This is a genomic window from Thermus antranikianii DSM 12462, assembly GCF_000423905.1.
Taxonomy (GTDB): Bacteria; Deinococcota; Deinococci; order Deinococcales; family Thermaceae; genus Thermus; species Thermus antranikianii.
The window spans coordinates 20,919-45,686 of record NZ_AUIW01000013.1; the positions used below are offsets into that span (position 1 = coordinate 20,919).

Below are 24,768 nucleotides of genomic sequence, written 5' to 3' on the forward strand. Positions count from 1 at the left end.
ATGAGCTTCTGGACCTATTTTCTTCCGGCCCTTCTCCTCTTTTTGGAAGTGGGGTTCCCCTTCGGCCTCCTCGTGCCCGGAGGGGACACCCTCCTCCTGGCCTTGGGTGCGCTGGCCGGGGAGGGAAGGCTAAGCCTTTTCCCCCTCCTTCCCCTCCTCTTCCTGGGAAGCTACCTGGGACACGCGGTGGGGTACGGCCTGGGGCGGACCCTGGGCCAAAAGCTCCTCGAGCGCTTTCCCGAGCACCTAAGGGAGCGGGCCATCAGGCTCCTAAGCCGTTTCGGCCCCTCGGCCCTCCTCCTTGCCCCCTTTGTGCCGGGCATGCGCACGGCGGTGCCCTTCTTGCTGGGGACCATGGGCTTTCCCTGGCTGCCCTACCTGCTCCTAGCCGCCTTGGGAAGCCTCCTCTGGACCCAGGGGCTCGTCCTCTTCGCCTACTTCCTGGGGGAAAGGCTTCCCGCCTGGCTCCTCTGGCCTATCCTGCTCCTCCTCGCCCTTCTTCCCCTTCTGCGCCGAAAGCCCAAAGCCTAGATGTACTTCTCCCCCCGCACCACCCAGACGTTCTCCACATAGGCGATTACGGCGTAATGGGGAAAGTAGGCCTCCTGCAAGCGGGCCAGGATCCTAAGGGCCACCTCTTCGGGAACGATGGTTTCCAGGCGGATGTTCTGGCCCTCCCAGTCCAGGCTGCGCATGCCCCGGGAACCCTCTCCCCTGGCGGGCACGATGGTGTACCCCTTGGCCCCCAGGCGCTTGATCTCCTCCACCAGCTTCTTCTCCAGGATGCTTTCCGCCACAATGGTGACCAGCTTCAAAGGCACCAGGTCCATGCTTCACCCCCCCATCCATTGGGCCAAGGCATGGTAGATGGGAATGCCCAGAACCAGGTTAAAGGGAAAGGTTACCGCCAGGCTTGCCGCCAGATACAGGCTGGGGTTGGCCTCGGGCAGGGCGATGCGCACGGCAGCAGGGGCAGCGATGTAACTGCTGCTGGCTGCCATGGCCCCCAAGACGGTAGCCCCGCCCACGGAAAACCCCACCAGGTGCCCCACATAGACCCCTATGGCCCCGTGAAAGAGGGGAAGGAGGGTTCCGTAGAGGACCAGACGGAAGCCCACCTGCCTTAAGGTGGCGAACCTCGAGGCCGCCACCATCCCCAGGTCCATGAGGAAAAGGGTGAGGGCCCCGTAGAAGGGATCCACAAAAAAAGGCTTCACCCGTTCCATCCCCGCCTCGCCGGAAAGCGCCCCGATGAGAAGCCCACCCACCAGGAGGACCACGCTCTTCCCCGTGAGGACCTCCTGGAAGGCCTCCCCCAGGTTCCCACCCCCCCGCTTGGCCAAAAGCAGGGCCACCACGATACCCGGTACCTCCAAAAGGGCCACCAGGGTGGGCAAAAACCCCTCGGGCCGGTGGCCCACCGCCTGGGCAAAGGTGAGGGCTGCCAGGAAGGTTACCGCGGAAACCGAGCCGTAATGGGCGGCCAGGGCCCCGGCATCCACCCGGCCCAGGGCTAAAAAACGGCGGGCCAGAACATAACTGGAAAGGGGCCGGAAAAGCCCCAAACCCAGGGTGGCCAAGGCAGGAAGAAGCACGATAGTCAGGGGCGTTTTGGAAAGCTCCACCCCCCCTTTGAAGCCGATGGCGAAGAGCAGGTAGATGGAAAGCGCCGTGTACATGGCCTCAGGGAAGGCGAGGTCGCTTCTAAGAAGCCGGGCCGCCATCCCCAGGGCGAAGGCCAGGACCATGGGGGAGAGGAGGTTGAGCCGAAGGAGCTCCAAGGCATCCATGGCCTGCCTTTTACCACAGGCGGGAGGGCTTGGTACAATCCGGTACGATGCGGCCTTTGGTGGGCGTCATCATGGGCTCCAAGTCCGACTGGGAAACCCTCCGCCATGCGGCGGAAACCCTGGAAACCCTAGGCATCCCCTACGAGGTGCGGGTGGTCTCTGCCCACCGCACCCCGGACCTGATGGCGGAGTACGCCAAGACCGCCAAGGAGCGGGGGCTTATGGTGATCATCGCCGGAGCTGGCGGGGCTGCCCACCTTCCCGGCATGACCGCCGCCCACACCCCTTTGCCCGTGCTGGGGGTGCCGGTGGAAAGCAAGGCCTTGAAGGGCCTGGATTCCCTTCTCTCCATCGTGCAAATGCCCGCCGGCATCCCCGTGGGAACCCTGGCCATCGGGAAAGCGGGAGCGGTGAACGCCGCACTTCTCGCCGCCAGCATCGTGGGGCTCTCCCACCCTGAGGTGATGGAGCGCCTCGAGGCCTATCGCAAGGCCCAGACGGAGGCCGTCTTGGCCCACCCCGATCCCCGGGAGGAAGGATGAGGCTGGGCATCCTGGGCGGGGGCCAGCTGGGGAGGATGCTGGCCCTGGCGGGCTATCCCCTGGGGCTTTCCTTCCGCTTCCTGGATCCCTCCCCCGAGGCCTGCGCCGGGCAAGTGGGGGAGCTGGTGGCAGGGGATTTTCTGGACGAAGAGACCCTCCGGCGCTTTGCCGAAGGGCTTGAGCTGGTCACCTATGAGTTCGAAAACGTGCCGGTGGAAGCCGCCCGGTTCCTTGAGGCAAGGCTTCCCGTCCTTCCTCCACCCAAGGCCCTGGAGGTGGCCCAGGACCGCCTTGCGGAAAAGACCTTCATGCAAAGCCTGGGGATACCCACCCCTCCCTTTCGCCGGGTGGATAGCCTCAGGGAGCTTAGGGAAGGCCTCGAGGCCCTGGGCTTCCCCGCCCTCCTCAAGACCCGCCGGGGCGGGTACGACGGTAAGGGCCAGGCCCTTCTCACCTCATGGGAGGAGGCGGAAAGGGCTTTCCACGCCCTGGGGGGAGGGGGATTGATCCTCGAGGGGTACGTTCCCTTCCAGCGGGAGCTTTCCATCCTGGGGGTGCGGAGCCGAACCGGGGAGGTGGCCTTCTATCCCTTGGTGGAAAACCGCCATCAGGGAGGTATCCTGCGCCTTTCCCTGGCCCCGGCCCCAGGGGTTTTCCCCACCCTGCAGCAGAAAGCGGAAATCTACGCCAGGAAGGCCATGGAGGCCCTGGGATACGTGGGCGTGCTGGCCCTGGAACTTTTCCAAGTAGGAGAGGAACTCCTCTTCAACGAGATGGCCCCCCGGGTTCACAACTCCGGCCACTGGACCCTAGAGGGCGCCGAGACCAGCCAGTTCGAAAACCACCTCCGGGCCCTTCTGGGCCTCCCCTTGGGAAGTACCCTCCCGCGGGGCCATAGCGCCATGGCCAACCTCATTGGAGTGAAGCCCGACTTCGCCCAGGTCCTCGCCCTTCCCGGAACCCACCTGCACTGGTACGGCAAGGAGGTGCGCCCGGGACGCAAGGTGGGGCACATCACCCTGCGGCGGGACACCTGGGAGGATCTGGCCCGGGACCTTCCCCATCTCCTCACCTTGGCCCAGGCTCCCGAACCGGTATAATCCCTGTGTTCCCTGCGGGAGCGGTAAGGAGGCAGGCTATGGACCGGAATGCTCGGCTCAAAGAGGTGGTGCGCGCGGCCAAGGAACACCCCGTTTACCGGGAGAAGTTCAAGGGAGTCCACCCGGAGGAGGTCACCCTGGAAAACCTAGGGGAGCTTCCCCTCACCACCCGCGAGGAATGGGTGGCCTACCTTAAGGAAAACCCCAGGCCCCCAGAAGGGGCAAGCCTCATGCACCTGACCCCAAGCCCCCTCATGGGCTGGATGCCCGAGTACCTTTCCCAGGAGGACCTCCGTTACCAGACCGAGGCCCTGGCAGAACACTACCGCAGGCTCGGCCTCACCGGCAAAAAGGTGCTGGTGGCCTTCAGCTACCACGTCTTCGCTGGGGGGTGGCTCTTCCACCAGGCCCTCTGGCGGGCGGGGAACCTGGTCTTCCCCCATGGCCCAGGGGAGGCCTCCCGCATTGCCGAGATCGGCCAGACCTATGGCTTTGACGTGCTGGTCACCAACCCCTCCTTCGCCCTCAAGGTGGGCCAGGCGGGGGGGCGGTTTGCCCTCCTCCTGGCAGGGGGAGAGCCCTTTACCTCCGTCCCCGGCTTCCGGGAAAAGGTGGAAGCCCTTTTGGGATGCACCGCCCTGGACGCCTACGGTACCAGCGAGCTCGGGATCGTGGCCGGGGAAAGGCTTAGCAAGGACGGGCTATGGGAGATCCCGGAGATGGCGGTACTGGAGGTCTTGGATCCCGAAACCCTGAAGCCTGTGCCCGACGGGGAAAAGGGGGAACTGGTGGTCACCGCCCTGAGCCGTACCCTCATGCCCATGGTGCGCTTCCGCACCGGGGACCTGGCCGTGGCCGAAAGGCGGGAAGGGCTCACCGTCCTGCCCCGGGGAGTCTTTGGCCGCACCGACCAGATGGTGAAGGTAAAGGGGGTAAAGCTCTACCCCACGGAACTCGCCCCCATCCTGGGCGGATTCGGCCTGGACCCCAAGGGCTTCCAGGTGGTGGTGGAAAGGAAGCTGGAGGGCACGGACAAGCTGGTTCTCCGGCTCAAGGCGGAGAAGGTGCCAGCGGGGCTTTTGGAGGCCATCACCAAGGCCACGGGCCTAAGGGTGGACGAGGTGGAGATGGTGGGGGAGCTGGAAGGCGGCCTGGTGGTGGACCGCCGCTTTTAAACCACCCCACCTTGGCTCTCGCCAAGGTGGGTACCTTGGTACACCCCTTCTCCAAGGGGTGTTCTCGGGCACCCATGGAGGGCGGTACGGCGAGAAAGGGTATAAGGCCATCCTCGTGAGGCCACTTGTTATATTCTTCTCATAAGCCCGAGGTATACTCCTCCCAAAGCAACGGGGCCCTTGCGCTATAGTAAGGGCAAACCCTGTGCCTTGTGGGAAGGAGGCAAGATGCGGTTTTTCGTGGTGGGCGATGTTTCCGTGGACCTGCTCTTCTTCGTGGAGCGCATACCGGAGCCAGGGGAGGAGGTTCCTTCCCGCCGTGCCCTGATGAAACCGGGGGGCGCCGGGGCCACCCTGGCGGCGCAGCTCTCTAGCCTGGGCCACCGGGTCTACCTGGCTGGCCGGGTGGGGCAGGATCCCTTCGCCGAGCTGGCTCTTTCCCGGGTGCGGGAGGTGGGGGTGGACCTGAGGCACCTTCAGGAGGACCCCGATCACACCACCAGCTCGGTGCTGATCCTTTTGGTGCCGGGGGGGGAAAGGGCCATGGTGAGCGCCGAAGGGGCAAGCCGTTACCTGGACCCTTCCCTCTTCAAGCCCCGCTTCCTGGACCAGGCGGACGCCGTGGTCCTCTCCGCCTACGCCCTGGTGGGAGGCCCTAGCCGCAGCTACGCGGTGGAGGTCCTCGAGGCTGCCAGGAAGCGGGAGATGCCCATCTTCGCCGACTTGGGAACCGGGGCGGTACGGGCAGCGGGCAGGGAGCTTTTAAGGTACCTACGGGGTGTAAACTGGCTTCTCATGAACCAAACGGAGCTTCTGGCCCTGACGGAGGCCTCCTCCCTTTCCGAAGGGGTGGCCCGCCTCCGGGAAGAGGGCTTCCACCACCTGGCCATCAAGGTGGGGGCCATGGGTTCCATTGTGGTCACCCCGGAAGGGGAGGAGCTTATCGAACCCTTCCCCGTGGAGGACATCGTGGATTCCACGGGATCCGGAGACGCCTATACCGCCGCCTTCGCCCACGCCATCCTGAGCGGGAAAAGCCCCCTGGAGGCAGGCAGGCTGGCCAACCTGGCCGGGGCCTTGGCCGCCACCGCCATCGGCGCCCAGGGCAGGCTCATCCGGCTAGAGGACCTGGAAGTAGCGGTGGGCCAGGGCTAAGAAGGCCAGGCCCGCCTTCCCGCTCTTTTCCGGGTGGAACTGGGGGGCCAGGAGGTTTTCCTTGGCCAAAAGTGCGGTGAAGGGGGTACCCTCGTACTCCCCTCGGCCCAGGGAGTAGGGGGTAAGGGGGCCGTAGTAGGAGTTGGCGAAGTAGAAGTGGCGCTCCGAAAGCTCCTGGAAAGCGCCTGCGAAGCGCACCCGGTTCCACCCCATCTGGGGCACGCGGCCTTGGGTGAAGCGCCTCACCACCCCCTCCACCAGGCCCAGTCCCCTGACCCCCGGGGCTTCCTCGCTCTCCTGGTACAGAACCTGCATGCCCACGCAGATGCCCAGGAAGGGAAGGCCCCTTTCCAGGTGGGCCAGGACCCGGTCCACGAAACCGCTATTCCGGAAGGCCTGCATCACCTGGCCGAAGTGGCCCTGGCCGGGAAGGACCAGGAGGCTGGCCTCGAGGTGTGCCCGGGGGTCCGAGGAAACGCTAACGGAAAAGCCCGCCGCCTCGAGGGCCTTGGCGGCGCTCCGAAGGTTCCCCGAACCGTAGTCGATGAGCAGGGCCTTCATGCCCTAGAGCACCCCCTTGGTGCTGGGAAGCTCCTCCCCCGTGATCCGGGTCGCCCGGTGTAGGGCCCGGGCCAGGGCCTTGAAGCTGGCCTCCACCACATGGTGCGCCTCCCTGCCGGAAAGAAGCCGAAGGTGCAGGGTAAGGCGGCCGTGGTTGACGAGCCCCCTTAGGAACTCCCGGAGGTGGTAGTGGTTCACCCCGCCCGCCTCCCCCACCACGGGCCACTCCTCCGGACGGTACTCCAGGTGGGGCCTTCCCGAGAGGTCCAAGACGCAAAGCACCAGGGTTTCGTCCATGGGGGCAAAGGCCTCGGCGTAGCGTTCCACGCCCCTTCCCTCCCCCAAAGCCTCCCTTAAGGCCTGGCCCAGGGTGATGCCCACATCCTCCACCAAGTGGTGCACGTCCACCTCGAGGTCCCCTTTGGCCTCCACCTCCAGGAGAAAACGCCCGTGGCGCTGGAGCTGGAGGAGCATATGGTCCAGGAAGGGAAGCCCCGTGGCCACCTTACCCCCAGGGGGTCCATCCAAGCCCAGGCGCACCCGCACCCAGGTTTCTGCGGTCGCCCGCTCCACGGAAGCCTCACGCATAGGCCACCTCAAAGGCCGCCTTCAGAAAGGCGTCCATCTCCTCCTTGGAGCCCACCGTGACCCGGATGCACCCCGAAAGGCCTGGGTAGTGGTCCTGCCTGCGCACCAGTATCCCTTGGGCGAGAAGGTGGCGGAAGGCCTTCTCAGCATCCGGGGTCCGCACCAACAGGAAGTTGGTGTGGCTCCTATAGGGCTGCCAGGTGGGATGGCTCCTAAGCCTCGCATAAACCCGCTCCCGCTCAGCCCGCACGTGGGCCGCCACCGCCTCCACGTAGCCGGGGTTTTCCAGGACCACCTCCAGGATGGTCCCGGTGTGGGCGGGAAGGACAAAGGGAGGAAGCACCTCGCGAACAAGGGCAGCCACCTCCGGCGAGGCCAACAAATAACCCGCCCTCACTCCTCCTAGGGAGAAGGCCTTGGAAAAGGTGCGCAAGAAGGCCACATGGGGGTTTCCCCGCCCCAAGGGGCTAAAGTCCGTGCCCGCAAACTCCCGGTAGGCCTCGTCCACCACCAGTAGCCCCTCCACCTCCTTGGCCCTCTCGGCCAAGGCCCAAAGGGCTTCCTCGGGGAAAAGGGTCCCCGTGGGGGCGTGGGGGTTGGGAAGGAAGAAGACCCCGCCCTGGAAGGCGGAAAGAAGCTCCTCCAAAGGCAAAGCGAATCCTTCCTCCCCTGCCTCCAAGGGTATGGCCCGGTAAGGGGTCCCTGTCACCCGGGCGGCATGGGCGTAGTGGGGAAAGGAGGGGCTTACATCCAAAACCTCCCCCGCCGCCACCGCCAGGGCCAGGATGAGGAGGTTGGAACCCGGGGCCAGGACGATGCCCTCCTCCGGCCATCCCACCCGGGCGGCAAGCCTTTGCCGCAGGGTCTCGGCGTGGATCTCCGGGTACCGGTTCCAGGAAAGGTGGGCCAGGCGCCTCAGGGCCTCCGCCTTCAGGGCCTGGGGAAGGTCAAAAGGGCTTTCGTTCTGGTCCAGCTTCACCGGGGCCTCCACCTTCCTGTAGGGATAGGGGGAGATTCCCCGGAGGTGCGCCTTGAAGGCCCGCATGGGTCAAGTATAGCTAGAAGTGGGCGTAACCCCGCCGCTTTACGGGTGCGCCCAGGAAGTACACCCCCTCTCCCTCGGACACCTGGCCGGCGCGAAAAAGGGGAAGCCCCGCCTCCTTCGCCCGGGCCAGGACCTGGGCCTCCCGCTCCGGGGGAACCACCAGCACCGCCTCGAACTCCTCTCCCCCGTAAAGGACCAGCTCATGGGCCAGGACCTCATCCCCGGCGAAGGCCAGCACATCGGGGTAAAGGGGAAGGGCCTCGAGGTCCACCCGCACCCCCTGTTCCGAAAGTTGCCAAAGGGTTTCCGCCAGGCCATCCGAGGAGTCCAGGCCACCCCGGAGGAGGCCCTTGAGGCTTAAGAGTTCCAGCCGGGGCAAAGGGTAGAAGGCCGCCTCCCGGATCTTCGGATATGCCCCCAGGTCCCGGGCCTGGTAGTGGGCCTGTATGGCCGCCCCCGTCCTGCCCCAGCGATCCCCGGCCAGGTAGAGGAGGTCCCCTGGAAGGGCCCTCCGGGGTAGGGGAACCTCCGCCAGGGCAAAGCCGGAAACGGTGAGGGCCACCTCCTCGCCGGCGTTGGTGTCCCCCCCAAGGAGCACAGCCCCAAGCCGCCCTGCCGCCTCCGCCGCACCCTTGACCAGCTCAAGGGCGAAGTCCTCCTCCAAATCCGGGGGCAGAAAAAGCCCCAGGGTAAAGCCCAGGGGCCTTCCCATCTTGCAAAGAAGGTCGGAGGCCGTGGCCGCCACCCCCCGGAAGCCCACCTCAAAGGGCCCCATCCCCAGGAGGGCCACTTCCCGGTAGAGAAAGCCATCCGTCTTCAAAAGCCAGGCTACCTCCCCCACCCAAACCCCCCCGGCATCATCCCCGGGAGGCAGGGGAGCCCCTGGGGGATAGCCGATGGGGGCAAGCTTCCCAAGAAGCGCCCGCTCGCCCAAGTCCTTAAGCCGCATACGCCCAGGCTAGGGTATCATGGCGGGGTGTGCCGGGTTGACCTTTGCCTTACGCCGGCCCGTGGCCCCCTGGTCCTGGTGGAGGTCCTCCCCGCAGGAAGCCTCCTCACCCAGCTCCTGGCCCAAGGAGCCTTGGAGGTCTGGGTGGCCCCAGGGCCCAAGGTGGCCCGCCTTCTGGCCCAGGAACTGGGACAAGGGGTCCTTCTCCTGGGCGAGGTGGAAGGCTTCCCTCCCGAGGGCTTCCACGGCCGGCTTTCCTTGGTGGACTTGGAAAGCACCCCTGTGGCGGGGAAAAAGGCCATCCTGGTGGCTCCCCTCCTTAACGCCAGCCTCCTGCCCGGGGAGGAGGAGGTGTACGTGGCGGGGTTTCGCAACGCCAAAGCGGTCCTGGAAGCCCTTCGCAGCCTAAAGGGGCTGGTGCTCCGACCCTCCGGGGCCCCGGAGCCCCTGCTCTCGGCGGTGGTGGCCGCCGGCTTCTTGCAGAAGCGCCTCTCCCCCGATGGCCCCACCACCCTGGCCACCGCCCTCCTCAAGGCCTTCCCCGATCCCCAGGAGGCCCTCTTCCAAAGCCCGGAGGGCCAGGCCCTTCACAAGGAGGGGCGCACGGAGGAGCTGGCGCGGGCAAGCCTCATCGGGGTGGATCCCGTGGTGCCCAGGCTTGCCGGGGTACGCTTCTTCCCCAAGGCGGAGTTCGGCCTGACCCAGGACCGCTACGCCCAGAGGTTTGTGGCATGGAACGGGTAGAACTCTTAGGCCTTCCCCTGGACCCTGTGCGGATGGAGGAGGCCCTGGCCCGAATCCAGGGCTTCCTAAAGGAGGAAGGCACCCACCAGGTGGTCACCCTGAACCCGGAGATCGCCGTGCGGGCCCAGGAGGACCAGGCCCTCAGGCAAGCCATCCTCGAGGCGGAGCTGGTAACCCCGGATGGGGTGGGCATCCTCTGGGCCGCCAAAAGGCTTTTGGGCCTGGAGCTCAAGGAGCGGGTCACCGGGGTGGACCTCACCCTGGCCCTTCTGCGCCGCTTCCCCGGTATCCGGGTCTACCTCCTGGGGGGCAGGCCCGGGGTGGCGGAGCGGGCGGCCCTCGAGGCCAGGCGGCTCGGGGCGGAGGTGGTCGGGCACCACCACGGCTACTTCCAGGAGGAGGAAGGGGTGGTGGAGGACATCCGGCAAAAGGCCCCGGACCTCCTCCTGGTGGGCATGGGGGAAAGGCAGGAAACCTTTATCCACCGGCACAAGGCCCACCTGAGGGCCAAGGTGGCCATGGGGGTGGGGGGTACCCTGGACGTGCTGGCCGGCGAGGCCCGACGACCCCCGGCCTGGGCGCAGAGGCTCGGCCTGGAGTGGCTTCTCCGGGTAGGCCTCGACCCCAAGCGTTGGAAAAGGGCTCCCAGGCTTTTCCGCTTCGCTTATATGGTTCTCAAGGAAAGGCGCTAGAATGCATCCATGGTGACCCCAAGGCGCTTCCTCGCCCTTTTCCTTCTCCTGGGGCTCGGCCTGGCCCAGGGGCTGGTCCTGCCCTTTGAAGGCCCCCAGGGCTTCCGCCTGGCCCAGGCCTTCGCCCAAGGCCTCAAGGCCCCTCCCCCCACCCTCCTGGCCCTCCTCCTTCCCGATCTGCCCTGGCGGAGCAGCTACGACCTGACCGGAGGGCTTTACACCCGGGCGGGGGCCCGGCTGGTCCAGGCGGCCACGGGGGCCGAATGGGTCCTCCTGGGCAAACAGGAGGAAGGGGGCCTGAGGCTCTTCCTGGCCCGCAGGGAAGGGGTCAAGGAGGGGCGGTTCGCCACCCCGGACCTGGCCTGGCTCTGGCTCCAAGGGGAGGGACTGGCCCAAAAGTTCAGTCCCCTACCCCACCCCTCCCTCTCCGAGGAGGAGCTCAGGGCCCTGGCCCAGGGGGAAAACCCCGATCCCCTCCACCAGTCCGCCCTGGACCTCAAGGAGGGGAGGGGAAGCGGGCTTTTAGAGGGGATCCTTCCGGAAAGGCTCCTCCTTCTCTGGCAAGGGAAGCTCCCCCCCGCCTACCGGGCCTTCGCCCTCCTCTCCCAGGGTAAGCGGGAGGAAGCCCTCAAGCTGGCGGAAACCCTCCTGAAAGGGGATGTCCTGGAAAAGACCGCCGCAGAACTGGTCTTTAGGACCCTCGAGGACCCGCGCTGGAGGGAAGCGGCCCGCACCCTGGCCCAAGCCTTCCCCGAACTTCCCCTGGCCTGGGAAGAAGTCAGCTTCGCCGCCTTCGCCGAGGGAAAAGGGGAAGAAGCCAGGGATGCCCTGCTAAAGGCCATCCGGCTCAGGCCGGATTACTGGCTTTACTGGACCAACCTGGGCTGGGCCTACTACCTCACGGGGGATCTCCCCAGGGCCATCCTGGCCTCAAAGCGGGCGGTGGAGCTCATGCCCAACGCCACCGCCTACTACAACCTGGGCCTGTTCAAGGCCATCTACGGGGACCTCCTGGGGGCCAAGGCCGCCTACGACCGGGCCCTGAGGCTGGACCAGGGGGAGGACTTCCCCGAGGCCCTAAAGGACCTGGAGGGGCGAACTGAGCCCCTGGCCCTTTTCTTCCGGGCCTACGTGGCGGAACGGGCAGGGCTTCCGGCCAAGGGGCTTTACCAAGCCTTTCTGGAAACCCACCCCCGGCATCCCCTGACCCAGGCGGCAAGGAGGGCCCTGCATCAGGAAGAGGGAAGGCTCGCTCTGGAGGTGAAAAAGCTTTCCCTGATCCCCGGGGACCTGGAGGCCAGGCCCTTCCACGCCGGGGAAGCGGTCTTCCCCGAGGTCAGGCTCACGGGAAGCCCCTATCTTCCCCGGCACGAGCTGCAAACCCTCCTTTACAAGGAAGGTGCCCTGGTGGCCCAGGAGAAGAAGCCCTTGGGCTTCCCTCCTCTCACCACCGCCCTCGAGGAGGTGGCCCCTGCGGTCAGCCTGCCCGAGCCGGGCAGGTACGTGCTGGAGGTGCGCTACGGCGAGGCCCAGGCCCTCATCCCCCTGGAGGTGGGTCCCGAAAGCCTGGCCCGGAAGCTTTATGCCCTGGGCCTCGAGGTGCGGGACCTTTCCGGAAACCCTCTCCTCACCCCCAGGGAAACCCTGGGCCCGGATGGGGACCGGCTCCTTCTGGAAAGGACCCTGGAGGCTCTCAAGGAAGCGGCTCCCCTGGCCACCAGCGCCCGGCTCACCGCCCCCCTCCCCCAGGGTCCCTACGCGGGAAAGAGCGTCCAGGAACTGCTGAAGAACCCCCCCTTGGAAATGGTCCGCTCCTTCTTCCAAAGGGTGGTGGAAGCCCCTGAGCTCCTGGCGGATAACGACGTGGTGAACGCCTTGGTGAACTGGCTCCTGGAAAGCCGGTAACGTTGTAACGGCCCTGTAACGCTGGGTCGGGTTTACCCTAATCCTGGTCTCATTGGACCGGATTGGAAGCGTACTCGTATGAGTACCCCCAGAGCCCTCATCCTCTCCTGAACCCAAGCTCGGTCACCGGCTACCAGGAAGCGTCAAGCAAAACCCCCCGCCTAGGCGGGGGGTTTTCTGGTGGAGCCGACGGGACTCGAACCCGTGACCTCCTGAGTGCGATTCAGGCGCGCTCCCAGCTGCGCCACGGCCCCACGCGCCCTATATGGTAGCGGGGGGCTTTGGCCTTGTCTAGTCCCCTTCCTTAAGCCGCACCTCCACCCGGCCCTTCTTGTCCTTCACGGAAAGCTTGGCCTTGGCCTTACCCTTCTTGTACTCCGCCTTCCACTCGTCCTTCTTCACCTCGTACTTGACCCGCACCCAGCCCCGGCGGCGGAGGTCCTCGTCGTGGTAGCGGAAGATGGCCTCCGCCTGGGAGAAGCGGTAGACCACCACGAGCCCTTGGGGCTCTGGAAGGCGCTCCACCACCACCGCCTGGGGGAAAAGGTTAAAGGAGAGGGTGGCAGTGATGCGGAGCTCCGCGGAGCCGGTGGGATTCACCTCGAGGGCCCAGGCCAGAACCAGCAAGGGTAGCATCCCGAGTATTCTGCGCATGACCCTAGCTTAACCTACCCTCCCCCCTAACCCCTGAGGGTGGCCTAAAGTACACTTTAGCTATGGATGAAGTCTGGCAAAAACTCTCCGAACCCTTCCCCCCCGGCGAGGTGCAGTGGCGCATCGAGGCCCTCTCCCGGGATAAAAAACGCGCCCTGGTGGTCCCCTATGTGGATGCCCGCACCGTTTTGGACCGGCTGGACCGGGTGGTGGGCCCCGAGGGGTGGCAGGACGCCTACGAGGTGCTGGCCGACGCCGAGCGTGCGGTGAAGGATGAGCGGGGGGAGCGGCGGGAACGCCTGGTGGAGGTGAAGTGCCGCCTCACGGTCCTGGGGGTGACCAAGGAGGACGTGGGGGAAGGGGATTCCCTGAAGGCGGCCTTCTCCGATGCCTTGAAGAGGGCCGCGGTGAAGTTCGGGGTGGGCCGGTACCTCTACCGCCTCGAGAAACAGTGGGTGGACTACGACCCGGAAAAGGGGCGCTTCACCCCACCCAAGCTGCCTGAACCCTCCCCTGGCGAGGAGGAGGGCCTTGGGGAGGAAAAGCCCGAGGCCTACCGGCTCATCGACCAGCTTCTGGAAAGGCTCAAGGAAAAGGGCCTGGGCAAGGAGGCCGCCAAAATCGTTACCAAGTACGGCGGCTACGGCAAAACCCCCGAGGAAACCAAGCGGCTTTACGGGGAGCTCAGGGCCCTGCTTAAGGGATGAGAATCATCGCCGTCGGGGACCTTCACGCCAACTTCCCCGCCCTTTGGCGGATCCTGAAGGCAGAGGGCCTGGCGGACGCTGGGCTTAAGCCCACGGAGGAGCTCCTTTCGGGGAAGACCCACCTGGTCCTCCTGGGAGACCTGGTCCACCCCAAGACCCCCAGGGACTACGAACGCCTGACGGGGCTTAGCCCCTTCGACCCCCTGGACCCAAGCCACCTGCGCCTGGCGGCAGGGGCCCAGATCCGGGAGCTCTTCCGGCTAAAGGCCTTTCAGGAGGCAGCCCAGGGGCAGGTGACCATCCTCCTGGGCAACCACGACGAGGCGGTGCTGAGGGGAGAACCCATCCTGGGAAACCAGCACCTCAAGCACCTGGAGTTCCATCCCGAGCACGGAGGGCGCCCCCTTCCCGAGGCCCTCAGGGCCTGGATAGCGGGCTTCCCCCGGGAGGTGGTCTTCCACGGGGTGCACTTCGCCCACGTGGGGCCCGTGCCCTGGCTCCAGGAGTACGACGAGCTCTTCTACGCCCAAAGCGAGCCCAAAACCTGGTGGTTCCGTACCCCCGACTACGTGGAGCGGATGGGCTACCGCTACGGCGTGTACGGCCATGTGCCCATGAAGGAGGGCATCCTGCTCAAGGAACGCTTCGCCCTCATCGACGCCCTGGACCTAGGGGAGTACCTGGAGCTTTTCCCGGAGAAGGAGCCCCCGCGCCCCGTGGTCAAGCGCCTGAGCCATGCTCAATAACCTCACCTCCCCCAAAGGAATACGGGAACTCCTGAAGCGCCACGGGCTTTTCGCCGACAAGCGCCTGGGGCAAAACTTTCTGGTTTCGGAAGCCCACCTAAGGCGCATCGTGGAGGCGGCCAAACCCTTCACCGGCCCCGTTTACGAGGTAGGGCCTGGCCTTGGGGTCCTCACCCGGGCCCTGGCGGAGGCGGGAGCCCAGGTCACGGCCATCGAAAAGGACCTGCGGCTTAAGCCCGTGCTGGAGGAAACCCTGAGGGGTCTTCCCGTCCATTTGGTCTTCGCCGATGCCCTCACCTACCCTTGGGAGGAGGTGCCGGAAAATAGCCTTCTGGTGGCCAATCTCCCCTACAACATCGCCACCCCCTTGGTCACCCGTCTCCTCAGGACCGGGCGGTTTGCCCGCCTGGTCTTTCTGGTGCAGAAGGAGGTAGCCGAACGCATGGTGGCCCGGCCCAATACCCCTTCCTACGGCCTCCTCTCCCTGCGGGTGGCCTACCACGCCCAGGCGGAGAAGCTCTTCGACCTTCCCCCCGGGGCCTTCTTTCCCCCTCCCAAGGTGGTGAGCAGCCTGGTGCGCCTCACCCCCAGGAAGGTGCCGGACGACCCCGCCCTTTTCCAGCTCCTCGAGGCCGCCTTTTCCAAGCGGCGCAAGACCCTGAAAAACGCCCTCACCGCCGCCGGATACCCCAAGGAGGAGGTGGAGGAGGCCCTTAGGAGCCTGGGCCTTCCCCCGGATATTCGGGCGGAGGCCTTGGACCTATCCCATTTCCAGAGGCTCAAGGATCTTCTCTACACCAGGGTGTAACACCTCGGCTTCCGATAACCAAACGGCTTACACCGATTAGCCTCCCCTTCGGTGTAGTCCACCCCTATTGTCCCGCACCTGGGGTGATAAGATGGGCGGGAACTGAGGTGGGGGCCTCGAGGGTTTTGGGCCCTCACCTCGTGAAGAGATGCACGAAAGGAGGGGACCTTGGCGCCGATCGCGGAGTACGTGAGCATCCTGATCTATCTGGGGGTGGCCCTTTTCATCGGGGTGGCGGCCCTGGTGGTGGGGGCCCTCCTGGGTCCCAAGAAACCGGGGAAGGCCAAGCTGATGCCCTACGAGTCGGGGAACGACCCGGCGGGGGAGGTCAAGCGCTTCCCCGTCCACTTCTACGTGGTGGCCATGCTGTTCATCCTCTTTGACGTGGAGGTGGCCTTCCTCTGGCCCTATGCGGTGAGCGCAGGCACGCTCGGCCTGTACGGCTTCCTGGGCGTGGCGGGCTTCACCCTGCTCCTCTTCGTGGGCTTCCTCTACGAGTGGTGGAAGGGGGTGATGCGGTGGCACTGAAGGACCTCTTTGAGCGGGACGTGCAGGAGCTGGAGCGGGAAGGCATCCTCTTTACCACCCTGGAGAAGCTGGTGGCCTGGGGGCGCTCCAATTCCCTATGGCCCGCCACCTTCGGCCTGGCCTGCTGCGCCATCGAGATGATGGCCTCCACCGACGCCAGAAACGACCTAGCCCGCTTCGGGAGCGAGGTCTTCCGGGCAAGCCCCCGCCAAGCAGACGTGATGATCGTGGCGGGCCGGCTTTCCAAGAAGATGGCCCCCGTCATGCGGCGGGTCTGGGAGCAGATGCCCGACCCCAAGTGGGTGATCTCCATGGGGGCCTGCGCCAGCTCAGGGGGGATGTTCAACAACTACGCCATCGTGCAGAACGTGGACTCGGTGGTGCCGGTGGACGTGTACGTGCCCGGCTGTCCCCCGCGCCCCGAGGCCCTTATCTATGCGGTGATGCAGCTGCAGAAGAAGGTGCGGGGCCAGGCGGTCAACGAACGGGGCGAGAGGCTTCCCCCCGTGGCCGCCTGGAAGCGCGCCAGGGGGTGAGGTATGCGGCTCAATAGGGTGTTGGAAGAAGCCCAGGCCAAGGGCTACACCATAGAGGACAACGGCCTCGGCAACCTCTGGGTGGTGGTGCCTCGGGAGGCCTTTAAGGAGGAGATGATCCACTACAAGGCCCTGGGCTTTAACTACCTGGCGGACATCGTGGGCCTGGACTACTTGGAATACCCCGATCCCCGCCCGGAGCGCTTCGCCGTGGTCTACGAGCTGGTCTCCCTTCCCGGGTGGCAGGACGGGGACGGAAGCCGGTTCTTCGTCCGGGTCTACGTGCCGGAAAAGGACCCCAGGCTTCCCACCGTCACCGACCTCTGGGGAAGCGCAAACTTTTTGGAGAGGGAGGTTTACGACCTCTTTGGGATCGTCTTTGAAGGCCACCCGGATTTGCGCAAGATCCTGACCCCGGAGGACCTCGAGGGCCACCCCCTGCGCAAGGACTTCCCCCTGGGGGAAACCCCCACCCTCTTCCGCGAGGGGCGCTTCATCGTGCCCAGCGAGTTCCGGGCCGCCCTTACCGGGAAGAACCCCGGCCTCACCCTATACCGGGGGGGTAGCCGCAAGGGGTACCGGGCCCTTTGGGCCGATCTCATGAAGGCCAAGGAGGTCAAATGAAGGACTACCTAGACCTGGACCCAAGGGTGGCGGAGGAGCCTAAGGAGCTCCGCACGGAGGTCATGACCCTGAACGTGGGACCCCAGCATCCCTCCACCCATGGGGTGCTGCGAGTGGTGGTGACCCTATCGGGCGAAGAGATCCTAGACCTCGTCCCCCACATCGGCTACCTCCACACCGGGTTTGAGAAGAACATGGAGTACCGGACGTATACGCAGGTGATCACGTATACGCCCCGGATGGACTACCTCCACTCCTTTGCCCACGACCTGGCCTACGCCCTGGCGGTGGAGAAGCTGGTGGGGGCAGTGGTGCCCCCAAGGGCCCAGACCATCCGCATCATCCTGAACGAGCTTTCCCGCCTGGCCAGCCACCTGGTCTTCCTGGGCACCGGGCTACTGGACCTTGGGGCCCTTACCCCCTTCTTCTACGCCTTCCGGGAGCGGGAAACCATCCTGGACCTCTTCGAGTGGGTTACGGGCCAGCGCTTCCACCACAACTACATCCGCATCGGCGGGGTTAAGGAGGACCTCCCCGAGGAGTTCGTGCCCGAGCTAAAGAAGTTCCTCGAGGTCATGCCCCATCGCATCGACGAGTACGAGGCCCTCTTTGCGGAAAGCCCCATCTTCTACGAGCGGGCCCGGGGCGTGGGGGTCATCCCTCCCGAGGTGGCCATCAACCTGGGTCTCACGGGGGGCTCCCTAAGGGCCAGTGGGGTGAACTACGACGTGCGCAAGGCCTACCCCTATGCGGGCTACGACACCTACCAGTTCGATGTGCCCTTGGGGGAGCACGGGGACGTGTTCGACCGCATGATCATCCGCATCCGAGAGATGCGGGAGTCGGTGAAGATCATCAAGCAGGCCTTGGAGAGGCTGGAGCCAGGGCCGGTGCGGGACCCTAATCCCCAGATTACCCCGCCTCCCAGACACCTTTTGGAAACCTCCATGGAGGCGGTCATCTACCACTTCAAGCACTACACCGAGGGTTTCCACCCTCCCAAGGGGGAGGTGTACGTGCCCACGGAGTCCGCCAGGGGCGAGCTGGGGTACTACATCGTTTCCGACGGGGGCAGCATGCCCTACCGGGTCAAGGTGCGGGCCCCAAGCTTCGTGAACCTGCAAAGCCTCCCCTACGCCTGCAAAGGGGAACAGGTAGCCGACATGGTGGCCATCATCGCCAGCCTGGATCCCGTCATGGGCGACGTGGACCGATAGGAGGGAAGGGAAGATGGGGTTTTTTGACGACAAGCAAGACTTCCTGGAGGAAACCTTCGCCAAGTATCCGCCGGAAGGACGACGCTCCGCCATCATGCCCCTCTTAAGGCGGGTGCAGCAGGAGGAGGGCTGGATCCGCCCGGAACGGATAGAGGAGATCGCCCGGCTGGTGGGCACCACGGCCACGGAGGTCCTGGGGGTGGCGAGCTTCTACTCCTACTACCAGTTCGTGCCCACAGGGCGCTATCACCTTCAGGTGTGCGCCACCTTGAGCTGTAAGCTGGCCGGGGCCGAGGAGCTTTGGGATTACCTCACGGAAACCCTGGGCATCGGCCCGGGGGAGGTGACCCCAGATGGCCTTTTCAGCGTGCAGAAGGTGGAGTGCCTGGGAAGCTGCCACACGGCCCCCGTGGTCCAGGTGAACGACGAACCCTACGTGGAATGCGTGACCCGGGCGAGGCTTGAGGCGCTCCTGGAGGGCCTTAAGGCGGGGAAGCGCCTCGAGGAGATCGAGCTCCCCGGCAAATGCGGGCACCACGTGCACGAGGTGGAGGTATGACCGGGCCCATCGTTTCCGGACACGACCCCCGCTTTGAAAAAACCCTCTACGCCCACGTGGGCCAGGAGGGAAGCTGGACCCTGGACTACTACCTGAAGCACGGGGGATACGAGACCGCCAAACGGGTTTTAAGGGAGAAAACCCCGGAGGAGGTCATCGAGGAGGTGAAGCGCTCCGGGCTCAGGGGCCGGGGCGGGGCAGGCTTTCCCACAGGGGTGAAGTGGAGCTTCATGCCCAAGGATGGGAAGCAACACTACCTGATCTGCAACGCCGACGAGTCCGAGCCGGGTAGCTTCAAGGACCGCTACATCCTGGAGGATGTTCCCCACCTGCTCCTCGAGGGCATGATCCTGGCGGGCTACGCCATCCAGGCCACGGTGGGGTACATCTACGTGCGGGGGGAGTACCGGAAGGCGGCGGACCGCCTGGAGGCGGCCATCCGGGAGGCCCGCGCCCGGGGCTACCTGGGGGAAAACCTCTTCGGCAGCGGCTTCTCCTTCAACGTGCACGTGCACAGGGGGGCTGGGGCCTACATCTGCGGCGAGGAAACCGCCCTCATGAACTCCCTGGAGGGCTTGAGGGCCAATCCCCGCCTAAAGCCTCCCTTCCCTGCCCAATCCGGCCTTTGGGGCAAGCCCACCACCATCAACAACGTGGAAACCCTGGCCGCGGTGGTGCCAATCCTGGAACGGGGCGCCGACTGGTTTGCCAGCATGGGCACCGAGCAGTCCAAGGGGATGAAGCTCTACCAGATCTCCGGCCCCGTGAGGCGGCCAGGGGTTTATGAGCTACCCATGGGCACCACCTTCCGGGAACTCATCTACGACTGGGCAGGAGGGCCCCTGGAACCCATCCAGGCCCTCATCCCCGGGGGATCCTCCACCCCGCCCCTGCCCTTTACCGATGAGGTCCTGGACACCCCCATGAGCTACGAGCACCTGCAGGCCAAGGGCTCCATGCTGGGCACAGGAGGCGTGATCCTCATTCCGGAGAGGGTCAGCATGGTGGACGCCATGTGGAACCTGACCCGCTTCTACGCCCACGAGTCCTGCGGCAAGTGCACCCCCTGCCGGGAGGGGGTGGCGGGCTTCATGGTGAACCTCTTCGCCAAGATTGGCTCCGGGGAAGGGGAGGAGAAGGACGTGGAAAACCTGGAGGCCCTTCTGCCCCTCATCGAGGGCCGAAGCTTCTGCCCCCTGGCGGATGCGGCGGTGTGGCCGGTGAAAGGTTCCTTGAAGCACTTTAAGGATCAGTACCTGGCCCTGGTGCGGGAAAAGAAACCCGTGCCCAGGGTGAACCTCTGGAGGTGAAGGTGGTTAAAGTCAAGGTCAACGACCGGATGGTGGAGGTGCCCCCAGGGACCAGCGTCATGGACGCGGTCTTCCACGCGGGGTACGACGTGCCCCTCTTCTGCTCGGAAAAGCACCTCTCCCCCATAGGGGCCTGCCGCATGTGCCTGGTGCGCATCGGCCTGCCCAAAAGGGGCCCGGACGGCAAGCCGGTCCTGAACGACAAGGGAGAGCCCGAGATCGCCTGGCAGCCCAAGCTGGTGGCCAGTTGCGTCACCGCCGTGGCGGATGGCATGGTGGTGGACACCCTTTCGGAGGTGGTGCGGGAAGCCCAGGCGGGGATGGTGGAGTTCACCCTCCTCAACCACCCCTTAGACTGCCCCACCTGCGACAAGGGGGGAGCCTGTGAGCTCCAGGACCGCACGGTGGAGTACGGGCTTTACGAGAAGTATTACCAGAAGGCCCCCCTCGAGCTTCCCACCTACACCCGCTTCGAGTTCACCCGCCGCCACGTGGACAAGCACCATCCCCTCTCCTCCTTTGTGGTGCTGGACCGGGAGCGGTGCATCCACTGCAAGCGCTGCGTGCGCTACTTTGAGGAGATCCCGGGGGACGAGGTCCTGGACTTCATCGAGCGGGGGGTGCACACCTTCATCGGCACCATGGACTTCGGGCTTCCCTCGGGGTTTTCCGGGAACATCACCGACATCTGCCCGGTGGGGGCCCTTTTGGACCTCACCGCCCGCTTCCGGGCCCGCAACTGGGAGATGGAGGAAACCCCAAGCCACTGCGCCCTCTGCAGCGTGGGGTGCGGCATCACCGCGGACACCCGTAGCGGCGAGCTTTTGAGGATCCGGGCCCGGGAAATCCCCGAGGTGAACGAGATCTGGCTTTGCGATGCGGGCCGGTTCGGGCACGAGTGGGCGGACGAGAACCGGATCAAATACCCCCTGGTGCGGAAAGGGGAAGGGCTGGTGGAGGCCACCTGGGAGGAGGCCTTCGCCGCCATCCGGGAGGGCCTCAAGGGAGCCAGGAAGGAGGAGGTGGGCATCTACCTGGCCCACGACGCCACCCTCGAGGAGGGCCTCATGGCAGCGGAGCTGGCCCGGGTGCTAAACACCCCTCACCTGGACTTCCAGGGCCGCACCGCCGCCCCAGCGAGCCTCTTTGTGCCCGCCACCTTGGAGGACCTCCTCAGGGCCGATTTCGCCCTGGTCCTAGGGGATCCCACGGAGGAAGCCCCCATCCTGCACCTCCGCCTAAGCGAGTTCGTGCGGGACCTCAAGCCCGCTCCCAGGTTCGCCCACGGCACCCCCTTCGCCGACCTCTCCATCAAGGAGAGGATGCCCCGCCGCACCGACAAGATGGCCCTCTTCGCTCCCTACCGCGCCCCCTTGATGAGGTGGGCCCGCATTGCAGAGGTCCACGCCCCCGGGGAGGAGCGGGAGATCCTCCTGGCCCTTCTTGGGGAAAAGGAGGGGAGCGAGGCGGTTAAGCAGGCCAAGGAGGCCTGGGAGAAGGCCCAAAACCCCATCCTGATCCTGGGGGCTGGGGTCTTGCAGGACGCGGTGGCGGCGGAAAGGGCAAGGCTTTTGGCCGAGCGCAAGGGGGCTAAGGTGCTGGCCATGACCCCGGCGGCGAATGCCCGGGGCCTCGAGGCCCTGGGGGTCTGGCCCGGGGAGAAAGGGGCGGCCTGGGACGAAGCCGGAAGCCCCTACGCCTACTACGGCTTCGTACCCCCAGAAGGGGCCCTAAAGGACAAACGCTTTCTGGTCATGCACCTAAGCCACCTCCACCCCCTGGCGGAGCGGTATGCGGACGTGGTCCTCCCCGCCCCCACCTTCTACGAGAAGCGGGGGCAGGTGGTGAACCTGGAAGGACGGGTCCTTTCCCTCAACCCCGCCCCCATCGAAAACGGCGAGGCGGAGGGCGCCATCCAGGCCCTGGCCCTGCTGGCCGAGGCCCTTGGGGTGCGGCCGCCCTTCAGGCTTGGCCTCGAGGTGGAGCGGGAGCTCAAGAAAAAGGTGCCCGCTCCTAACGGCCTCCTCATCCACCGCACCCAGCGCCTGCGGCCCAGGGCCCAGGAGGGAAGGCTCTACCTTAGGCCCACCATGTGGAGGGCCTGGCAGCTTACGGGCAAGGTGGCCCAGACCGTCCGCCCTGAGCTTTGGGTCCACCCGGAAACCGCCAAGGCCGAGGCCCTCTTGGAGGGAGCCCGGGTGGAGGTGGAAGGCCCCTTGGGCCCGGTCCTGGCCCAGGTGGTCCACCGGGAAGACCTGCCCAAGGGCTTCCTCTACCTCTCCGCCCTCGGTCCCTTTGCGGGCAGGAGGATGGAGGCCAAGGTGTTGGTTCCCACGGGAGGTGAGGCATGAACCCTTATCCCTTGGATCCCTACTGGATGGTGGCCTTGAAGGCCCTCCTGGTGGTGGTGGGCCTCCTCACCGCCTTCGCCTTCATGACCCTGATCGAGCGCCGCCTTCTCGCCCGCTTCCAGATCCGCCTGGGCCCCAACCGGGTAGGGCCCTTTGGCCTTCTCCAGCCCGTGGCCGACGCCATCAAGAGCATCTTCAAGGAGGACCTGGTGGTGGAGCGGGCGGACAAGGTGCTTTTTGTCCTGGCCCCCTTGATCGGCGTGGTCTTCGCCCTCCTAGCCTTCGGAGCCATCCCCTTCGGCCCTCCGGGGAGCTTCTTCGGCTACCAGCCCTGGGTCCTGAACCTGGACCTTGGCCTCCTCTACCTCTTCGCCGTGAGCGAGATGGCCATCTACGGCATCTTCCTGGCGGGCTGGGCCTCCGGGAGCAAGTATAGCCTCCTGGGCTCCTTGCGCTCCTCGGCAAGCCTCATCTCCTACGAGCTGGGGCTGGGCATGGCCCTCCTCTCCCCGGTCCTCTTGGTGGGGAGCCTGAACCTGAACGACATCGTGAACTGGCAAAAGGAACACGGCTGGCTCATCCTTTACGCCTTCCCCGCCTTCCTCCTTTACGCCATCGCCGCCCTGGCGGAGGCCGCCCGCACCCCCTTTGACCTGCCCGAGGCGGAGCAGGAGCTCGTGGGGGGGTACCACACGGAGTACAGCTCCATCAAGTGGGCCCTCTTCCAGATGGCCGAGTACATCCACTTCATCACCGCCAGCGCCCTCATCCCCACCCTCTTCCTGGGAGGCTGGACCATGCCCTTCCTGGAGGTTCCCTACCTCTGGATGTTCCTCAAGATCGCCTTCTTCCTCTTCCTCTTCATCTGGATCCGGGCCACCTGGTTCCGGTTGCGCTACGACCAGCTCCTGCGCTTCGGCTGGGGCTTCCTCTTCCCGGTGGCCCTGGTCTGGTTCCTGGTGACCGCCCTGGTGGTGGCCTTAGACCTTCCCCGCTCCTACCTCCTCTACCTCTCCCTGATCGCCTTCTTGGTCCTCCTGGGAGCGGTGATGTACGGCCCCAAATCCACCCGCAAGCCAGCCCCCAAGGGGCTATCCAAGGGAGGTGGCGCATGACCCTAAAGGCCCTGGCCCAAAGCCTCGGCATCACCCTCAAGTACCTCTTCTCCAAGCCGGTGACCGTCCCCTACCCCGATGCCCCCGTGGCCCTCAAACCCCGCTTCCACGGCCGGCACGTACTCACCCGCCACCCCAACGGCCTGGAAAAGTGCATCGGCTGCTCCTTGTGCGCGGCCGCCTGCCCCGCCTACGCCATCTACGTGGAGCCCGCGGAAAACGACCCGGAAAACCCGGTCTCGGCGGGGGAGCGCTACGCCAAGGTCTACGAGATCAACATGCTCCGGTGCATCTTCTGCGGGCTTTGCGAGGAGGCCTGCCCCACCGGGGCCATCGTGCTGGGCTACGACTTTGAAATGGCCGACTACGAGTACTCCGACCTCATCTACGGCAAGGAGGACATGCTGGTGGATGTGGTGGGCACGAAGCCCCAGCGCCGGGAAGCGAAGATGACCGGCAAGCCCGTGAAGCCCGGCTACGTGGTGCCCTACGTCCGCCCGGAGCTGGAGGGGTTCAAGGCCCCCACGAAAGGAGGCGAGAAATGACCCCCTGGGAAGCCTTGGCCCTCCTGCTCCTCCTCTTCACCGGGGTCCTGGTGGTCACCCTGAGAAACGCCATCCACGCCGCCTTGGCCCTCATCGGGAACTTCCTGATCCTGGCGGGGATCTACGTGGCCCTCGAGGCCCGCTTCCTGGGCTTCATCCAGATCATCGTGTACGCCGGGGCCATCGTGGTCCTCTTCCTCTTCGTGATCATGCTCCTCTACGCCGCCCAGGGCGAGGTGGGCTTTGACCCCCTGGTGCGAAGCCGTCCCCTGGCCGCCCTCCTGGCCCTGGGGGTAGCTTTGGTCCTCCTCTCGGGCCTTTGGGGAGTGAACCTCGCCTTTACCAAGGATCTGCAGGGGGGTCTGCCCCAGGCCCTGGGGCCCCTCCTGTACGGGGACTGGCTTTTCGTCCTGCTGGCGGTGGGCTTCCTCCTCATGGCGGCCACGGTGGTGGCGGTGGCCCTGGTGCAGCCCACCCGCCCCCTGGACGCCCTGAGCCCTGAGGAGCGCAAGGAGGAAAAGGAGGTGGTGCGGTGAGCTACCTGTACGCCTCCGTCCTCCTCTTCGCCCTAGGGGTCTACGGGGTTTTGACCCGCAGGACCGCCATCCTGGTCTTTCTCTCCATCGAGCTCATGCTCAACGCCGCCAACCTCTCCCTGGTGGGCTTCGCCCGGGCCCTTGGCCTGGAAGGCCAGGTGGCCGCCCTCATGGTCATCGCCATCGCCGCCGCCGAGGTGGCGGTGGGTCTGGGCCTCATCGTGGCCATCTTCCGCCACCGGGAGAGCACCGCGGTGGACGATCTCTCGGAGCTTAGGGGGTGAAG

The 24,768-nt window shown here is 65.7% G+C and carries 29 protein-coding genes and 1 tRNA gene; 22 read left to right on the forward strand and 8 right to left on the reverse strand.

The window, feature by feature from the left end; genetic code table 11:
- Positions 1 to 531 carry a DedA family protein gene (locus tag G584_RS0108980; protein WP_028494333.1) on the forward strand — a complete coding sequence of 177 codons (531 nt, stop codon included), beginning with the start codon at positions 1 to 3 and terminating at the stop codon, positions 529 to 531.
- Here G584_RS0108980 and G584_RS0108985 read toward each other — a convergent pair.
- Both G584_RS0108985 and G584_RS0108990 read right to left on the reverse strand, forming a co-directional pair.
- Positions 528 to 830, reverse strand: a complete 303-nt coding sequence (locus G584_RS0108985; RefSeq protein ID WP_015716536.1) for a P-II family nitrogen regulator — start codon at positions 828 to 830, stop codon at positions 528 to 530. The genes G584_RS0108980 and G584_RS0108985 overlap by 4 nt on opposite strands.
- Before the next feature lie 3 nt (positions 831 to 833).
- Positions 834 to 1,790, reverse strand: a complete 957-nt coding sequence (locus G584_RS0108990) for a sodium-dependent bicarbonate transport family permease (protein ID WP_028494334.1) — start codon at positions 1,788 to 1,790, stop codon at positions 834 to 836.
- Between the two features lie 47 nt (positions 1,791 to 1,837).
- On the opposite strand from G584_RS0108990, the gene purE reads away from it, so the two are divergent.
- The 4 genes from purE (at position 1,838) to G584_RS0109010 (ending at position 5,762) form a co-directional block, all read left to right on the forward strand.
- Positions 1,838 to 2,332, forward strand: coding sequence for a 5-(carboxyamino)imidazole ribonucleotide mutase (gene purE / locus G584_RS0108995; protein ID WP_028494335.1), 495 nt, complete (start codon positions 1,838 to 1,840; stop codon positions 2,330 to 2,332).
- Positions 2,329 to 3,432 carry a 5-(carboxyamino)imidazole ribonucleotide synthase gene (locus G584_RS0109000; protein WP_028494336.1) on the forward strand — a complete coding sequence of 368 codons (1,104 nt, stop codon included), beginning with the start codon at positions 2,329 to 2,331 and terminating at the stop codon, positions 3,430 to 3,432. The genes purE and G584_RS0109000 overlap by 4 nt, the downstream gene beginning before the upstream one ends.
- 38 nt (positions 3,433 to 3,470) lie before the next feature.
- Positions 3,471 to 4,607, forward strand: a complete 1,137-nt coding sequence (locus G584_RS0109005; protein WP_028494337.1) for a phenylacetate--CoA ligase family protein — start codon at positions 3,471 to 3,473, stop codon at positions 4,605 to 4,607.
- 228 nt (positions 4,608 to 4,835) lie between these two features.
- The gene (locus G584_RS0109010; RefSeq protein ID WP_028494338.1) at positions 4,836 to 5,762 is read left to right on the forward strand and encodes a carbohydrate kinase family protein; all 927 of its coding nucleotides are present in this window, start codon (positions 4,836 to 4,838) and stop codon (positions 5,760 to 5,762) included.
- Here G584_RS0109010 and hisH read toward each other — a convergent pair.
- From hisH to G584_RS0109030, 4 genes are read right to left on the reverse strand one after another with little or no spacing between them, the layout of a single operon-like run.
- Entirely contained in the window at positions 5,727 to 6,323 is a 597-nt protein-coding gene (gene hisH, locus G584_RS0109015) for an imidazole glycerol phosphate synthase subunit HisH (RefSeq protein WP_028494339.1), read from the reverse strand. The two genes, G584_RS0109010 and hisH, sit on opposite strands and share 36 nt — an antisense overlap.
- Before the next feature lie 3 nt (positions 6,324 to 6,326).
- Positions 6,327 to 6,911, reverse strand: a complete 585-nt coding sequence (gene hisB / locus G584_RS0109020) for an imidazoleglycerol-phosphate dehydratase HisB (RefSeq protein WP_028494340.1) — start codon at positions 6,909 to 6,911, stop codon at positions 6,327 to 6,329.
- Positions 6,904 to 7,956: a pyridoxal phosphate-dependent aminotransferase gene (locus tag G584_RS0109025; RefSeq protein WP_028494341.1), complete on the reverse strand. Its 1,053-nt coding sequence runs from the start codon at positions 7,954 to 7,956 to the stop codon at positions 6,904 to 6,906. Before G584_RS0109025 ends, hisB begins: the two co-directional genes overlap by 8 nt.
- A gap of 13 nt (positions 7,957 to 7,969) precedes the next feature.
- Positions 7,970 to 8,905, reverse strand: coding sequence for a thiamine-phosphate kinase (locus G584_RS0109030; RefSeq protein WP_028494342.1), 936 nt, complete (start codon positions 8,903 to 8,905; stop codon positions 7,970 to 7,972).
- 27 nt (positions 8,906 to 8,932) lie between these two features.
- Here G584_RS0109030 and G584_RS0109035 point away from each other — a divergent pair, with 27 nt between their 5' ends.
- Genes G584_RS0109035 through G584_RS0109045 form a run of 3 tightly spaced genes read left to right on the forward strand, consistent with a single transcriptional unit; the run spans position 8,933 to position 12,246 of the window.
- Entirely contained in the window at positions 8,933 to 9,649 is a 717-nt protein-coding gene (locus tag G584_RS0109035; protein WP_028494343.1) for a 2-phosphosulfolactate phosphatase, read from the forward strand.
- Positions 9,637 to 10,341, forward strand: a complete 705-nt coding sequence (locus tag G584_RS0109040) for a WecB/TagA/CpsF family glycosyltransferase (protein WP_028494344.1) — start codon at positions 9,637 to 9,639, stop codon at positions 10,339 to 10,341. Before G584_RS0109035 ends, G584_RS0109040 begins: the two co-directional genes overlap by 13 nt.
- 9 nt (positions 10,342 to 10,350) lie before the next feature.
- Positions 10,351 to 12,246: a tetratricopeptide repeat protein gene (locus G584_RS0109045; protein ID WP_028494345.1), complete on the forward strand. Its 1,896-nt coding sequence runs from the start codon at positions 10,351 to 10,353 to the stop codon at positions 12,244 to 12,246.
- Between the two features lie 178 nt (positions 12,247 to 12,424).
- On the opposite strand, the gene G584_RS0109050 is transcribed toward G584_RS0109045, so the two are convergent.
- Positions 12,425 to 12,500 (reverse strand) — tRNA-Ala (locus G584_RS0109050).
- Positions 12,501 to 12,537: 37 nt separating this feature from the next.
- Positions 12,538 to 12,900, reverse strand: a complete 363-nt coding sequence (locus G584_RS0109055; RefSeq protein ID WP_028494346.1) for a hypothetical protein — start codon at positions 12,898 to 12,900, stop codon at positions 12,538 to 12,540.
- A 62-nt stretch (positions 12,901 to 12,962) separates the two neighbouring features.
- Here G584_RS0109055 and G584_RS0109060 point away from each other — a divergent pair, with 62 nt between their 5' ends.
- The 14 genes from G584_RS0109060 (at position 12,963) to nuoK (ending at position 24,766) form a co-directional block, all read left to right on the forward strand.
- Entirely contained in the window at positions 12,963 to 13,607 is a 645-nt protein-coding gene (locus G584_RS0109060) for a Rad52/Rad22 family DNA repair protein (protein ID WP_028494347.1), read from the forward strand.
- Complete coding sequence (locus G584_RS0109065; protein WP_028494348.1) at positions 13,604 to 14,353, forward strand: metallophosphoesterase; 750 nt, start codon at positions 13,604 to 13,606, stop codon at positions 14,351 to 14,353. Before G584_RS0109060 ends, G584_RS0109065 begins: the two co-directional genes overlap by 4 nt.
- Complete coding sequence (rsmA, locus tag G584_RS0109070) at positions 14,343 to 15,161, forward strand: 16S rRNA (adenine(1518)-N(6)/adenine(1519)-N(6))-dimethyltransferase RsmA (RefSeq protein ID WP_028494349.1); 819 nt, start codon at positions 14,343 to 14,345, stop codon at positions 15,159 to 15,161. Before G584_RS0109065 ends, rsmA begins: the two co-directional genes overlap by 11 nt.
- A 168-nt stretch (positions 15,162 to 15,329) precedes the next feature.
- Complete coding sequence (locus G584_RS0109075) at positions 15,330 to 15,689, forward strand: NADH-quinone oxidoreductase subunit A (RefSeq protein ID WP_028494350.1); 360 nt, start codon at positions 15,330 to 15,332, stop codon at positions 15,687 to 15,689.
- Complete coding sequence (locus G584_RS0109080; protein WP_015716518.1) at positions 15,680 to 16,225, forward strand: NuoB/complex I 20 kDa subunit family protein; 546 nt, start codon at positions 15,680 to 15,682, stop codon at positions 16,223 to 16,225. Before G584_RS0109075 ends, G584_RS0109080 begins: the two co-directional genes overlap by 10 nt.
- A gap of 3 nt (positions 16,226 to 16,228) precedes the next feature.
- Positions 16,229 to 16,849 carry an NADH-quinone oxidoreductase subunit C gene (locus G584_RS0109085; RefSeq protein WP_028494351.1) on the forward strand — a complete coding sequence of 207 codons (621 nt, stop codon included), beginning with the start codon at positions 16,229 to 16,231 and terminating at the stop codon, positions 16,847 to 16,849.
- Positions 16,846 to 18,066 (forward strand): NADH dehydrogenase (quinone) subunit D, encoded by a 1,221-nt coding sequence (nuoD, locus tag G584_RS0109090; RefSeq protein ID WP_028494352.1) that lies wholly within the window; start codon positions 16,846 to 16,848, stop codon positions 18,064 to 18,066. Before G584_RS0109085 ends, nuoD begins: the two co-directional genes overlap by 4 nt.
- A gap of 13 nt (positions 18,067 to 18,079) precedes the next feature.
- Positions 18,080 to 18,625, forward strand: a complete 546-nt coding sequence (gene nuoE / locus G584_RS0109095; RefSeq protein ID WP_028494353.1) for an NADH-quinone oxidoreductase subunit NuoE — start codon at positions 18,080 to 18,082, stop codon at positions 18,623 to 18,625.
- Entirely contained in the window at positions 18,622 to 19,935 is a 1,314-nt protein-coding gene (nuoF, locus tag G584_RS0109100) for an NADH-quinone oxidoreductase subunit NuoF (protein WP_028494354.1), read from the forward strand. Before nuoE ends, nuoF begins: the two co-directional genes overlap by 4 nt.
- A 2-nt stretch (positions 19,936 to 19,937) precedes the next feature.
- Positions 19,938 to 22,286 (forward strand): NADH-quinone oxidoreductase subunit NuoG, encoded by a 2,349-nt coding sequence (nuoG, locus tag G584_RS0109105; protein ID WP_028494355.1) that lies wholly within the window; start codon positions 19,938 to 19,940, stop codon positions 22,284 to 22,286.
- Positions 22,283 to 23,401 carry an NADH-quinone oxidoreductase subunit NuoH gene (nuoH, locus tag G584_RS0109110; protein ID WP_028494356.1) on the forward strand — a complete coding sequence of 373 codons (1,119 nt, stop codon included), beginning with the start codon at positions 22,283 to 22,285 and terminating at the stop codon, positions 23,399 to 23,401. Before nuoG ends, nuoH begins: the two co-directional genes overlap by 4 nt.
- A complete protein-coding gene (nuoI, locus tag G584_RS0109115) occupies positions 23,398 to 23,946 on the forward strand; it encodes an NADH-quinone oxidoreductase subunit NuoI (RefSeq protein ID WP_028494357.1) in 549 nt (182 codons plus the stop codon). The genes nuoH and nuoI overlap by 4 nt, the downstream gene beginning before the upstream one ends.
- Entirely contained in the window at positions 23,943 to 24,482 is a 540-nt protein-coding gene (locus G584_RS0109120; protein WP_028494358.1) for an NADH-quinone oxidoreductase subunit J family protein, read from the forward strand. The genes nuoI and G584_RS0109120 overlap by 4 nt, the downstream gene beginning before the upstream one ends.
- The gene (gene nuoK, locus G584_RS0109125; RefSeq protein WP_028494359.1) at positions 24,479 to 24,766 is read left to right on the forward strand and encodes an NADH-quinone oxidoreductase subunit NuoK; all 288 of its coding nucleotides are present in this window, start codon (positions 24,479 to 24,481) and stop codon (positions 24,764 to 24,766) included. The genes G584_RS0109120 and nuoK overlap by 4 nt, the downstream gene beginning before the upstream one ends.
- Positions 24,767 to 24,768: the final 2 nt, after the last annotated feature.